We start from the raw sequence: 14,054 nt of genomic DNA, 5'->3' as shown, positions 1-14,054 counted from the left end.
GAAATTTGAAAGAGGGGATTTTGTGAAGATTGCTTATTTTTCTCCCATATACTGGGACGATTTGAAACAGCGACCCCAACATTTGGCAGAACAATTATCAAAAAAATTTGAAGTTTATTATATAGAACCTTCGTTGAGTTTCCTAAGTAATAAAGGAAAATGGAAAAAAAAGTTAGATTCCAATAAAATGTTAGGAAACCTTAAAATAGTAACTCCTTCAGGTATGTTTAGGTTACCAAAAGTTATTGAACTATTTGACTTTACTGGTATTAATTCCTTACATGAAAAAATTAAATTGTATAAATATCTTACTGAATGTGATATGATTTGGCTGGGAAGTCCAATGTATTTTCCAATTATAAAGAATATAAAAAGTAAAATAATTATTTACGATAAAATGGATGAATATCAATCATTAACAAAAAATCCACTAATGAAGTTATTATTAATAAAGTATGAAAAGCAGTTAATTAATAGATCAGATTTAATTTTTATTTCTAGTTGTTCTTTTTATTCTGAAATATCTATTAAAAATAAAGAAGTTTTTGTTGTTAATAATGCAGTGGACTTAAATACTTTATATGTAGAAATAGAAAATGAGATAACCAAAAAAATAGATAATTTAAAAAAGAAGGGTTATACCGTATTTGGGTATATTGGTACAATTGATCATTGGTTTGACTATGAGGCAATTTATAAAATTTTAGAATTAAACAAAAATATTAAAATAGTATTAGTAGGAAGGAATAACATAAAAAAGAGCAATAATCAAAATATACTTTATTATGACCCAATACGAAAAGAAGAAGTATTTTCAGTAATAAGAAAATTTGATGTTTGTTTATATACATTTAAATTAAACGATTTAATTAATACAATTAATCCGGTAAAAGTTTATGAATATCTTAGTTGTAATAAACCAACAATTGCGGTAAATAGTATTGAAACAAGAAGGTTTTCGAAATACCTCTACTTATATAATTCATATCATGAACTGATTAATATTGTAAAGAATGTAACACTAGAAAAACCGTTTAAAACAGAATCTGAATTATATGGTTTTATTAAAGAAAATTGTTGGAATAGTAGGGCAGAATATATACAATCAAAAATAATGGATAAATATATTAAAGATACTCTGGACAATACATAAATCTATTTTAAATCTATTGTTTTTCGTAATTAAAATTAAATGTCAAATAAGTAAAATTTAACACACATATTAATTTTTATGCCTTTTTTACTTTTAATGGAAGGACTATTAGATTTGCTTCAAACAGAATTATAAAAATATGAAAAAGCCAATTTAGATACTATTAAAATATTGAAGTCCCACAGTAAATAACTAAAGTTGTTAATATATGCTAATAGAAATTTTATATTGAACTGAAGGTAAAGATTCTATGAAAAAAAATATTAATGGTTTAAATAATAATTCTAATAAAGTTGATATTCTACTTTCAACTTATAATGGTAGTAAATATTTACCTGAGTTATTATTGTCAATTTTAAATCAGTCCTATCAAGATTGGAAAATCATTATCCGGGATGACGGATCAAATGATGATACAATTTCAGTTATCAATGATTTTATGAATCAATACCCCGAAAAAGTTATTTTTATTCAAGATCATTTTCAAAACTTAAGACCTTGTCAAAGTTTTTCAAAGTTATTGGAATATTCTAGTGCACCTTATATTATGTTTTGTGATCAAGATGATATTTGGTTAAGTGATAAGGTTGAAATAACAATAAAAAAAATGCTATCACTTGAAAAAGAATTTCCAAATAGCCCTCTATTAGTTCACACAGATTTGACTGTTGTTGACAATGATTTAAAGGTTATCTCCAGGTCATTTTGGGAATATCAAAAATTAAATCCAAAGTATAATAAATTAAATAATTTACTCACTCAAAACATTGTCACTGGATGTACGATGATGATTAATAAACATCTAAAGGAATTGGTTAAAAATATTCCTCAAAAAGCAATAATGCATGATTGGTGGATTGCGTTAGTAGCTAGTTTATATGGTGGAATAAATCATATCTATAAACCTACTGTTTTATATCGTCAACATAGTGGAAATAATGTAGGTGCAAAAAAATATTCAATTAGACAATTTTTTACTAAATCTAAATATAGAGAGGCTTTTAAGTCTGTAAAGAAAATAATAGAGCAAGCTCAACAATTTATAACAGTATATAATAGTCAATTATCAAAAGAACAATTTTATCTTATTAAATCATTCATTCAACTATTAGAAAAAAATAGGTTGTTAAGGTTAGTGGATATATGCGTTTATCGGTTTAGAAAAAATGGTCTAATACGAAATATTGGATTTTTACTTATAATGTTTCTATTTAATAAGAAAAAATAAAAAAGTATTTTTGAGGTGTTTTATTTTGAAAGGAATCATCCTCGCTGGTGGAAGTGGAACCCGGTTATATCCAATTACTCGTACAATAACAAAACAATTGCTGCCTGTTTACGACAAACCTATGATCTATTATCCCTTATCTGTTTTAATGTTGGCTGGAATTCGAGAAATCTTAATCATTTCCACTCCGAAAGATACACCAAGATTTCAAGAGTTATTTGGGGATGGTTCCGATATAGGGTTGTCATTGTCTTATGCCATTCAGCCATCCCCGGATGGGATTGCGCAAGCTTTTATTATTGGTAAGGGTTTCATTGGTAATGATCATGTTGCCTTAATTTTAGGAGATAATATTTTTTATGGGCATGGGTTTACAGGCTTATTAGAAAAAGTGGCACAGCGTAAAAACAAAGCGACTATTTTTGGTTATTATGTAAATGATCCGGAGCGTTTTGGTGTTGTAGAATTCGATAAGGAAGGAAAGGTTATTTCAATTGAGGAAAAACCGAAGCAGCCAAAATCGAATTATGCTGTGACCGGTCTGTATTTTTATGACAATAGAGTGATAGATATTGCCAAAAGTATTCAGCCGTCTGCAAGAGGCGAATTAGAAATAACAGACGTTAATAAAGCATATCTGGAATTAGGAGATTTGCATGTTGAACTTTTAGGGCGGGGATTTGCGTGGCTTGATACAGGTACCCATGAATCGCTTCTTGAAGCTTCCCAATTTATTGAAACAATCGAAAAGCGGCAAAGCTTAAAAGTGGCTTGTATTGAGGAAATCGCCTTTAATAAAGGATACATTACAAAAGATCAATTATTAAAATTAGCGAAACCTTTAGAAAAAAATGGGTATGGTCAATATTTATTAAAACTCGCTAACAGATATTAATAGATACGGGAATAAGGTGAAATGATGAAGATTACAAAAACAAAACTAGATGGTGTCCTGATTTTAGAACCAAAAGTATTTGGTGATCATCGCGGTTTTTTCATGGAAACATATAATGCAAAGTTATTTCAAGAATTCGGTCTAGATATCAATTTTGTACAAGATAACCATTCGCTATCCATTCCTGCAGGTACTCTAAGAGGACTGCATTACCAATTGGAGCCGAAAGCCCAAACGAAGTTAGTGCGCTGCACAAGGGGAGCTATTTATGATGTTGCTGTTGATATCCGTGAAGGATCGCCGACATTTGGCGAGTGGGTTGGTGTGATCTTAAGTGAGCATAATAAGCGCCAACTTTTAATTCCGAAAGGGTTTGCCCATGGATATTGCACTTTGGTTGAACATACGGAAGTGAATTATAAGGTGGATGAGTTTTATTCCCCTGAACATGATCGTGGGATCTTTTGGAATGACCCTGCGCTTGGGATCGATTGGCCTGTTTCAGATCCAGTGCTTTCTGAAAAAGATCAAGTGCATCCGCTTCTTAAAGATGCAGAAAATAATTTTTCGTTCTAGGAGGAAATCATTCAAATGAAAGTACTTGTTACAGGCGGGGCGGGGTTCATTGGAAGCAATTTCATTCGTTATATGGTAGATAAATATCCAAACTATCAGATTGTAAATCTCGATAAATTAACATACGCAGGCAATCTTAGTAATTTAAAAGATATTGAAAATAAACCGAATTACAAGTTTGTAAAAGGGGATATTTCCGACCGCCCGTTTATTCATCAATTATTTGAAGATGAGCAATTTGATTATGTTTTGAATTTTGCTGCGGAATCCCATGTGGACCGAAGCATTTCTGATCCAGAAATTTTTATAAAAACAAATGTCTTAGGAACACAAGTTTTACTCGATGCTGCAAAAACGTATCAAGTAAAAAAATACTTGCAAATATCGACCGATGAAGTATATGGAACGTTAGGGGATACAGGTTATTTTACAGAAGAAACACCTTTAGCGCCTAATAGTCCATATAGTGCAAGTAAAGCCGGGGCTGACTTGCTTGTTCGAGCCTACCATGAAACATATGGACTTCCTGTAAATATTACAAGATGTTCAAATAATTATGGTCCTTATCATTTTCCTGAAAAATTGATTCCTTTAATGATTATAAACGCTCTTAACGATAAGCCGCTTCCTGTTTATGGTGATGGTCTAAATGTCCGGGATTGGCTACACGTATTCGATCATTGTCAAGCCATCGATTTAGTTCTTCATATTGGACAGGTTGGAGAGGTTTATAATATTGGCGGCAATAATGAAAGAACAAACATAGAAGTTGTAAAGGTTATTTTAAAAGAGCTTGGAAAGTCTGAGTCATTGATAAAATTTGTTGATGATCGTCTAGGACATGACCGTCGTTATGCGATTGATGCCACAAAATTGCGAACAAAGTTAGGGTGGAAACCAAAATATAGCTTTGAAGAAGGTATTAAACAAACAATCCAGTGGTATCTCAATAACAAAGATTGGTGGGAAAATATTATTTCTGGTGATTACCAACAGTATTATGAAAAGCAGTACTCGAAAAGATTGGGAGAATAAATAATGAAAGTTCTAGTAACAGGAGCAAAAGGACAATTGGGGTTTGATGTTGTCAAGGAGCTATCCTTATCGAATATTGAAGTATTTGCTTTCGGTCGTGATGAGCTTGATATTACAAATCAAGGAGCGGTTCAATATATTATTCGGGACATTCGGCCTGATGTGATTATTCATGCAGCTGCTTATACAAAGGTGGATCAAGCGGAAACCGATCAGGAGCAGGCTTACTTAGTCAATGCATTTGGAACAAGAAATGTGGCTGTAGCCGCTGCATCCGTTGGAGCTAAGCTTTGTTACATTAGTACGGATTATGTGTTTGATGGAAAAGGGGAATCCCCTTATCACGAGTATTCACAAACGAATCCGCTTAACATTTATGGCCATTCGAAGTACGTCGGTGAAGAAATGGTCAAAACACTTAGTTTAAAATATTTTATTGTACGAACGGCATGGGTTTACGGTAAACATGGCAATAATTTTGTAAAGACTATGCTTAAGTTGGCAAAAGAGAAACAAGAACTGGGAGTCGTTCAAGATCAAATCGGTTCACCAACGTACACGGTTGATCTAGCAAAATTTTTAGTTGAATTAATTCAAACAGAAAAGTACGGCATTTATCACTGTACGAATACGGGCTATTGTTCTTGGTATGAGTTTGCCAAAGCGATCTTTGAAGAAGCAAATATAGATGTAAATGTAAAACCTTTAACTACATTGGAATTCCCGAGACCAGCACCTCGTCCTGCGTATTCAGTGTTGGGCAACATGGCTATACGGGTCAATGGTTTTACCGAATTGCGCCATTGGAAAGAAGCATTGAAAAGTTTTCTGAAAGAACTGGGGCAACCATCATGAAGAGAGTTGCCGTTCAGATTGTCACATTTAACAGTGAAGAAGATATTATTGCTTGCTTAAAATCAGTTGAACGCCAATCTTATCCGGTTTCTGAGATCATTGTAATTGATAACGGTTCGAAAGATACCACTATTCAAAAAGTTAAAAGTAGTTTATTTTCTAAGGAAATAGTTTTGATTGAAAATCATACGAACACCGGTTTTACTGGAGGTCATAATCAAGCTTTTCAGTTATCAAAATCAGACTATGTGCTTGTTCTTAATCCGGATGTAGTGTTGCATCCGGATTATGTGTATCATCTCGTTCATGCGATGGAGCGGGATGCTCGGATAGGTTCGGCCACCGGAAAGCTGTATCGTGATATAAGTGAGAATATGCACATTTCAAGCAGTTCATATCACCCCCAAAATGATTCAATGCATGAGCTAAAAGGTCAACGAGTAGAGCAAAGTATGGCAACAGGATCTAGGGAGGGGAAAAATTCTCAAGGCAAAGAAAATAGAGTGTTGGACAGTACCGGACTAATAATGAAGAAAAATCGCCGTGCTTTTGACCGTGGGGCTGGTGAAATGGATCGAGGACAGTATGATCGTAAGACAGAAATTTTCGGTGTATCCGGTGCAGCGGCAATGTATCGAAGGCAAATGATTGACGACCTATCGATCAACGGTGAGTTTTTCGATGAAACATTTTTTGCATATAAGGAAGATGTAGATGCGGCATGGCGAGCACAGCTGTTTGGCTGGAAAGCCATCTTTGTTTCTGAAGCCATTGCAACCCATAAAAGAGGCTGGCAAGGTGAAAAAAAACGGTCGGAAATATCACTTAAAATCCGCAAGCATTCTTACATCAACCGCTATTATACAATTCTCAAAAATGATTCTTTTTTATATATGTTGCTACATCTACCAGTTATTTTATTTTATGAGATTTTAAGTCTTGGATATGCGATTTTAAAAGAAAAAGAGTTGTTAAGTGCATGGAAGGATTTTTCAAATAACTTTTCTGCAATGAAGAACAAACGAAAATGGATAAAAAAATATCGAAAAGTTCCGTATTCTAGCGTCTATCGTTATTTTAAAGGCATTTGGTAAGATGGCTGATACAAATGATTTGTTAAAGTTTTTAGCGTTAGGTGGAATATACATGGATGTAAGTATCATTATTGTTAATTTTAATACAAAGCAGTTGACATTGGATGCCATTCGATCCGTATTTCAATCAAAAACACGGTATTCTTATGAAATCTTGTTAGTTGACAACAACTCTACGGACGGATCCGTCCAAGCTTTTCGAAAAGAGTTTCCGCAAATAACGATGATCGAAAACAAAGAAAATGTCGGCTTTTCTAAAGCGAATAATCAAGCGATTCGAATAGCCAAAGGGAACTATATTTTGCTTCTTAATTCAGACACAATCATCCAAGAGGATACGCTTGAAGTGATGCTTGATTTTATGGAAGCTCATCCGAGGGTTGGAGCGAGCGGTTGCAAGGTTGTTTTGCCTGATGGAACGTTAGATCAAGCATGTCGACGTGGTTTTCCGACACCAGAAGCATCCTTTTATTATTTTTCAGGACTTGCGAAACTTTTTCCAACTAGTCCTCGCTTCAATCAATATCACTTAGGTCATCTCGACCCAGATAAAGATTATCCAGTGGATTGTTTAGTAGGTGCTTTTATGCTTTTACGCCGTGATGTGATTGAGCAGGTTGGCTTATTGGATGAGGAGTTTTTCATGTATGGTGAAGATATTGATTGGTGTTACCGCATTAAAAAAGCAGGTTGGGATATTTATTACTATCCATACACATCAATCATTCATTATAAAGGAGCAAGCAGCCGACGGAAACCCATGAAGATTATCTACGAATTTCATCGTGCGATGGCTTTATTTCACCGTAAACATTTTTCGAAAAAATATCCCTTTTTTATAAATGGACTTGTTTATACAGGAATTGGATTGAAGTTTTTGTTATCTGTCGTTTTGAATCTAATAAAAACAAAAAAATAAATGGAAATATTTTTTGCATTAACACGTAAAAATCTAATTGCTCGGAAAAGAACTAGTGAGTTTTTACCGAGTTTACAAATTCATTTATTCTACAATTGACCTATTTATTTTGATAAAATAGATCTAAGGTTGTCAAGGAAATGTAACGGTTGATTAACGTAAAAGTGATATTAATTTTCATTATATAATAAAAATGTAAACGGTGGGGGTTTAGTTAATGAAGAAAGTCAGAAAAGCGATTATTCCAGCTGCTGGATTAGGGACGCGTTTTTTGCCGGCAACGAAAGCTCAACCGAAAGAAATGTTGCCAATTGTAGATAAACCAGCGATTCAATATATTATCGAAGAAGCCGTTGCTTCCGGGATTGAGGATATTATCGTAGTAACAGGGAGAGGTAAGCGAGCGATTGAAGATCATTTTGATAAATCGTATGAGTTAGAAGAGACGCTTGCGAAGAAGGAAAAATGGGATTTGCTTAAAGAAATAAAAAGTATAAGTAATTTGGCTAATATTCATTACATAAGGCAAAAGGAGCCCAAGGGGTTAGGGCATGCCATTTTCTGTGCCAGTAGTTTTATTGGCAATGAGCCATTTGCCGTTTTGTTAGGTGATGATATTGTTCATTCGACAGGTAAGCCAGCCCTAAAGCAATTGATCGATGTGTATGAGCGTTTTAATTTATCGGTCATTGGCGTACAGCCAGTGTCGGATGAAGATGTGTCGAAATACGGTATTATAGCGCCTGTAGGGGGAGAAATTGATAAAGGTGTGTTTCGAATCGGTGATTTGGTGGAAAAGCCAAAACAGGAAGAAGCGCCGTCTAATTTTGCAATTATGGGACGTTATATTTTGCGGCCGGAGATTTTCTATTTGTTTGATCAAGTAAAGCCGGGTGCTGGTGGAGAGATTCAGTTGACGGATGCTATTAAGCTGTTAAATGAGCAACAGATTGTGGTTGCTTATCATTTTGAAGGAAAATGTCATGATGTTGGAGATAAAATGGGATTTATTAAAGCGACCATTGAATTTGCGTTAGAGCGTGATGATTTACGAGAAAATGTGTTAGAGTACTTACAAAATATTATAGAAGTAAAAACGGTTAAGAAATAGTAGACCTCAACTAGTAAAAGCGGCTTTATTTCATTTGCTCTAGCGTTTAAATTCTACAAAATATTAATAGAATTTGTTAAAATATTGTTGATCGATGTCTAATAGTGGTGGTGCTAAATGATTCGTGGACGTGAGAGATTTTTGACACAAATGTATGTGATGGCTGATTTTATTGCCATTCAAATTGCATTTTTACTGGCATGGTTTTTCCGTTTTCAAGTTTTGAAAGAAAATCTTGATGGTGTTTTGCCGTTTCAAACATATTTTTTCTGGAGCATTATTTATGGATTTATTGCCATTGCAATTGGGTATGTATTAGGGATATATGTACCAAAACGTAAGAAAAAATTTGCGTTTGAAATGATGAAAGTTTTTCAGATTCATATTTTCAGCATGTTTATGCTATTGAGTTTGCTTTTCTTATTTAAAGTTGTCGATTTGTCGCGCTATTTGTTAATCCTATATTTTGCATTCTGTTTAATCTTTGTTGTTTCTTACCGCTTATTCGTGAAAATTAGTTTGCGGACTATGCGTCGCAAAGGGTATAATAAGCAATTTATCTTAGTGATAGGTGCTGGAGAGCTTGGCCGTCGATATTATGATACTTTAATGAGGAATCCTGAGTTTGGATTTCAGGTCATTGGCTTTCTTGATGATTATGTGAAATCTTTTCCGCCTGAGCTCAGTAAATATGGAGAAATTATTGGGACTACAGAACAGCTTTCTGAAGTATTGGAAAATAAACTTGTTGATGAAGTGGTCGTCGCACTGCCGATTCGTGCACATAACAAGTATCGACAAATCGTAGAGGCTTGTGAAAAGGCAGGAGTTCGCACTTCGATTATTCCGGATTTTTATGATATTCTACCGGCATCCCCTCATTTTGATACGCTTGGTGATATTCCGTTGGTTAATGTTAGGGATGTGCCGCTCGATGATGCTCAAAACCGTATGTTGAAGCGGTTGTTCGATATTGTTTTTTCAATTTGTGCGATTATCATTACATTACCGTTAATGATATTAATTGCGATTGGTATTAAATTAACATCTCCTGGACCAATCATTTTTAAACAAGAGCGGGTAGGGTTAAATCGTCGTACCTTTCAAATGTACAAGTTTCGCTCAATGAAACATATGCCTGAGAGTGTATCAAATACACAATGGACGACAGCAAATGATCCGCGCCGTACGAAATTTGGAACGTTTTTACGGAAAACTAGTCTTGATGAACTGCCACAATTTTTTAATGTTTTAAAAGGTGATATGAGTGTTGTAGGACCGCGACCTGAGCGTCCTTACTTTGTTGATCGATTTAAAGAAGAAATACCAAAATACATGATTAAGCATCATGTTCGTCCGGGGATTACAGGCTGGGCACAAGTTTGTGGCCTGCGTGGTGATACTTCAATTAAAGACCGGATTGTCCACGACATTTTTTACATCGAAAACTGGTCATTTTTGTTTGATATTAAAATTATTCTAAAAACGATTGTCAATGGATTTGTGAATAAAAACGCATATTAAGAGATATATAGGGGAATAGTCCTTGTTTGTTAAGGACTTAGGTAGTTGGGTCGTGTTGGTTATCGACCCAATTTTTTTCTTTTAAGAGAGTTTGTCCAGCTTAAAGTTACGACTGCAAGCTTAATGAAAAGTAATCCACCAATAATAGACTACTTGTCAATTTGTCGAAATTTGTACATGGATCAATCATTTCTACTATTCCTACTATTTCATTAAAAAGTACTAAATTTCCAACGGTTATCATTTTTACAACTATTTGTAAAACCTTTCCATTGTCGTTTATTTTTATAATGATATAAAATAATAAAAGGAAGTGTCATGAAATGAATGGAGGAAAAATAATCAATAACTAACGATTGTTTTATGTAATAAATTTAATTCGCTTGGGAGGATAATAATTATATTCAATTATATATTTTAATCCTCTTAAACTTTAAATTGATTGGGCATATTTTCTTGTGGATCAAACTTTACGCAATGCTTTGCATGAATATGCCTAATGTAACCACTTCTTTTTTGAAATGGTATATAATTAAAATATACATATCTTATTTTTAAGCACTACATTTTTTTATTACAAAAAAAAAATGAAAGTTTAATTGTTGATGGCAATTAATTTTTGTAGTGTTTGGCAATTAAGGTTATGCATAAATTTTTGCATATTTGACGCTTAACATGGAGTGGCGGGCATGATAGGCTTCTTTGCCTGGCAAAGCCATAATATAATTGTGGCTTGCCCCTTTGCAAGAAATCATGCCCGCAGAGGCTCCATGTCAAGCGACTATAGATACGAATAATTATTCAAGATATAGAATAAATTTAATTGCCATTTCATGCATTTTTTAATTGCCAAAAACAGTTTAATAGTATTCAATTTGTAAATGATTTTTTATAAAGGGGTGTGAGTAAAAGAAAACTATTATTTTAGCTGAGTTTTAATGCTGTGTTTTATCTTTTTAAATTAAGTCTAAAGCTTTTAACCGATCATATGCTGGGACTGAATACTATATTTTGGCTTCATTACACTTCATTTCGTATGAAGTTATGGTTTTATTATATACCTGCAAATAGGAGTTGACTATTAATGATCAAGAAAAAAATGGTTACCTTTGCTGTATGTGCTTCAATACTTACCCTACCGTCTCTTACCGATGCGCAAGCTGAGGGAACGTATCCAACTGCTGGGATAACCATTGACGGTGAACAAAAAACATTTTCACAACCACCAATAATTTATAATGAGGTTACGCTTGTTCCGTTGCGCGGTGTTTTTGAATCAATGGGAATTGAAGTGAAATGGGATGCAAATGAGCGAAAGGTTATTGCACAAAAAGGAGACGATATTCTTGAATTAAAAATTGGTTCAAAACAAGCTTTAAAAAATTACCAACCAATCTCACTTCTAACAGAAGCGAAGATTATTAACGATCGGACGATGGTTCCACTACGCTTTGTAAGCGAATCTTTTGGAGCTAAAGTTGATTGGGATGAAAATACGAGAACAGTGAATATAACGTCACCAGGTACAACAAAAGATGAGCCAACAGTTAATAAAGCTAATCAAAAAGAAGAATCAACGCTAAAGTCTATTACCTTCGAGGAAGCTTATGAAAAAGCGATTAACAATAGTCCTGAAATAAAAGCACAACTATTAACAATTCAACAAGAGGAAGAAAGACGTGATGATACTTCTACCTTGGTTTTCAATAATATATTAACAAATGTTGCATATTTAAATGCTGCTTATGCGAAACTGGGAGTGGCAGAGAAGCAATTAGTTATAAAAACAGATGCTATTTATTTACAGGTAAAAAATGCATACAATACTATTTTACAAACAGAAGAGAAACTGAAGTTATTAGAAAAACAATTGGAGCTTGCTAAAGTTCAAAACAATATTAACAAACAAAAGGCAATGCAAGGTTTATTAAGTGAAACAGATTTAATTCTTGCAAACAATGCTCTTTCAGAAAAAGAAAAGGAATTTAAAGCGGCACAAGATGCATTAGCTAAAGCATACGATAACTTTAATCAACTTGTTGGTAACCCGTTAAATTCCCGTTTTAACCTTATTGATGTACCGAAATATGTAGGTGAGTTTGAAACGGATGTAGACTATCATGTAACGAAAACATTATCAGATAGTGTTTACATAAAACTTTATGAAGAAAATGTAAAGATAGCACAAAGCGCTTTAGATACCTATGTATTTAACAATCCGGCAAATACTGATTCTTACACAGTAACAGAGTTAAATGTTGAAAAGGCAAAATTAACTTTATCTGAGCAAAAGAAAAATCTAGAAAAATCAATTAGAGACACTTACCATAAAATTAGAGATTTGGAAAATAACTATGAAATATTGAAAACAAAACTTATTGATTTGGAACAGAATCAAAAAGTTTTGAAAACAAAATATGATTTAGGTTTGGTTCCATTAGTAAATTTAATGGAAGTTAATGTTCAAGTTGACACTGTTAAGCAAAACATGTTTGATATAGCTGCAAACCTAGAATTATTAAAAATCCAATATGAGAAGCCTTGGCTTGCAGTAGGTGGCGGAAATTAGGTTTTAAGCAATTAAAGCTGTATAGTGTTAGACCAAGCTGTGTCAACCGATAAAGACTTATTTGTATATTTATCCTCCTTTTTTGAAGGTATTATTGCATCGGCTTTGAGAGATAGAATGATTCAAAATTCAAGTAAAAAGAAAAAACTGTATGAATGTTAAAGAGGAACTTCCCAATTTTGGGTAAAGTTCCTCTTTTTATTCATAAATCTTGTTCTCAAAAACTTGTTAAAAAACCGCTGTAATATAAAGAATTCATATAGAAACGGATTCGAAATCATGAAACAATATTTTAACAAAGTAATTATGGAAAAATATCAGTTCGAATGAATCGAGAGGATCTGTATATGGCAAAATAAAAATGTAACGTTTGGCAATTAATTTATGTAGTTCTTCGAGGACAAAAAAACCACTTGCCAACATTCCCCAAATACACTACCCTCCTAGTTGGGCTAACAAGTTCAACGGGAGGTATTTAAGGAGATGTTAGCAGTGGCTGAAATAAATTATATCAGACATGAGGCCAATCACAAAGGATGTTCTTATTCTGAGATTACCAAAAGAATGAACCGTGATCCAAGAACTGTTAAGAAATATGCGGAGATGGAGGATTTTAGTGCCTCCAAGGTAAAACAAAAGAGAAAAGCTAAGGTCATGGATCCTGTAAAACATATATTAGACCAATGGTTGAAAGAGGACTTAACAAAGAAGAAAAAGTATCGAAGAACAGCAAAGAGAATGTTTGAGATGTTAAAAGAACAATTTGGTTTTACAGGATCAGATCGTTCGGTTCGGCTTTATGTATCTAAAAGGAAAAAGGAACTTTTGGAAGAAAGTGAGTCAGCAGCGTTGCCTTTAGAAGCCAAACCAGCAACAGCTCAAGTAGATTTTGGTGAAGCCCCTTTTATCTATAAGGGTGAACATATGAATCTCCCTTTCCTTGTTCTCTCATTTCCATATAGTAATGCAGCATATGTTCAAGTCATGCCTTCTCAAAACAGAGAATGTTTCTTGGAAGGGTTAAAAAGGATGTTCCATTACATGGGTAGAGTTCCGAGTGTTTTTTGCAAGTGAAAAATGCAGAAGGTTGCAGCG

The 14,054-nt window shown here is 33.7% G+C and carries 11 protein-coding genes and 1 pseudogene; all 12 read left to right on the top strand.

Annotated elements, in window-relative coordinates:
• The first annotated feature begins 22 nt into the window (after positions 1 to 22).
• Positions 23 to 1,153 (top strand): glycosyltransferase family protein, encoded by a 1,131-nt coding sequence (locus tag HR057_RS09760; protein ID WP_173731246.1) that lies wholly within the window; start codon positions 23 to 25, stop codon positions 1,151 to 1,153.
• A gap of 250 nt (positions 1,154 to 1,403) precedes the next feature.
• A complete protein-coding gene (locus HR057_RS09755; RefSeq protein ID WP_173731245.1) occupies positions 1,404 to 2,381 on the top strand; it encodes a glycosyltransferase family 2 protein in 978 nt (325 codons plus the stop codon).
• A gap of 25 nt (positions 2,382 to 2,406) precedes the next feature.
• Positions 2,407 to 3,276 (top strand): glucose-1-phosphate thymidylyltransferase RfbA, encoded by an 870-nt coding sequence (gene rfbA / locus HR057_RS09750; protein WP_173731244.1) that lies wholly within the window; start codon positions 2,407 to 2,409, stop codon positions 3,274 to 3,276.
• A 24-nt stretch (positions 3,277 to 3,300) separates the two neighbouring features.
• The gene (gene rfbC, locus HR057_RS09745) at positions 3,301 to 3,852 is read left to right on the top strand and encodes a dTDP-4-dehydrorhamnose 3,5-epimerase (protein WP_173731243.1); all 552 of its coding nucleotides are present in this window, start codon (positions 3,301 to 3,303) and stop codon (positions 3,850 to 3,852) included.
• A 15-nt stretch (positions 3,853 to 3,867) separates the two neighbouring features.
• Positions 3,868 to 4,887, top strand: a complete 1,020-nt coding sequence (rfbB, locus tag HR057_RS09740) for a dTDP-glucose 4,6-dehydratase (protein ID WP_173731242.1) — start codon at positions 3,868 to 3,870, stop codon at positions 4,885 to 4,887.
• 3 nt (positions 4,888 to 4,890) lie between these two features.
• Positions 4,891 to 5,742 (top strand): dTDP-4-dehydrorhamnose reductase, encoded by an 852-nt coding sequence (gene rfbD, locus HR057_RS09735; protein ID WP_173731241.1) that lies wholly within the window; start codon positions 4,891 to 4,893, stop codon positions 5,740 to 5,742.
• Positions 5,739 to 6,836 (top strand): glycosyltransferase family 2 protein, encoded by a 1,098-nt coding sequence (locus HR057_RS09730; RefSeq protein ID WP_173731240.1) that lies wholly within the window; start codon positions 5,739 to 5,741, stop codon positions 6,834 to 6,836. Before rfbD ends, HR057_RS09730 begins: the two co-directional genes overlap by 4 nt.
• A gap of 52 nt (positions 6,837 to 6,888) precedes the next feature.
• A complete protein-coding gene (locus tag HR057_RS09725; RefSeq protein ID WP_173731239.1) occupies positions 6,889 to 7,755 on the top strand; it encodes a glycosyltransferase family 2 protein in 867 nt (288 codons plus the stop codon).
• Positions 7,756 to 7,972: 217 nt separating this feature from the next.
• Positions 7,973 to 8,866 carry a UTP--glucose-1-phosphate uridylyltransferase GalU gene (gene galU / locus HR057_RS09720; RefSeq protein ID WP_173731238.1) on the top strand — a complete coding sequence of 298 codons (894 nt, stop codon included), beginning with the start codon at positions 7,973 to 7,975 and terminating at the stop codon, positions 8,864 to 8,866.
• A gap of 117 nt (positions 8,867 to 8,983) precedes the next feature.
• On the top strand, positions 8,984 to 10,390 hold the full coding sequence (locus HR057_RS09715) for an undecaprenyl-phosphate glucose phosphotransferase (RefSeq protein ID WP_173731237.1): 1,407 nt from the start codon (positions 8,984 to 8,986) through the stop codon (positions 10,388 to 10,390).
• Between the two features lie 1,084 nt (positions 10,391 to 11,474).
• Positions 11,475 to 12,959, top strand: coding sequence for a stalk domain-containing protein (locus tag HR057_RS09710; RefSeq protein ID WP_173731236.1), 1,485 nt, complete (start codon positions 11,475 to 11,477; stop codon positions 12,957 to 12,959).
• 483 nt (positions 12,960 to 13,442) lie between these two features.
• A pseudogene (locus HR057_RS09705) lies at positions 13,443 to 14,021 on the top strand (IS21 family transposase); the annotation flags it as partial.
• Positions 14,022 to 14,054 lie beyond the last annotated feature (33 nt).

Source organism: Calidifontibacillus erzurumensis (assembly GCF_013303125.1).
In the GTDB taxonomy this organism is placed as follows: domain Bacteria; phylum Bacillota; class Bacilli; order Bacillales; family Bacillaceae_J; genus Calidifontibacillus; species Calidifontibacillus erzurumensis.
Note: the sequence above shows the minus strand (reverse complement) of the source record. Positions and strands in the feature narration are given on the sequence as shown.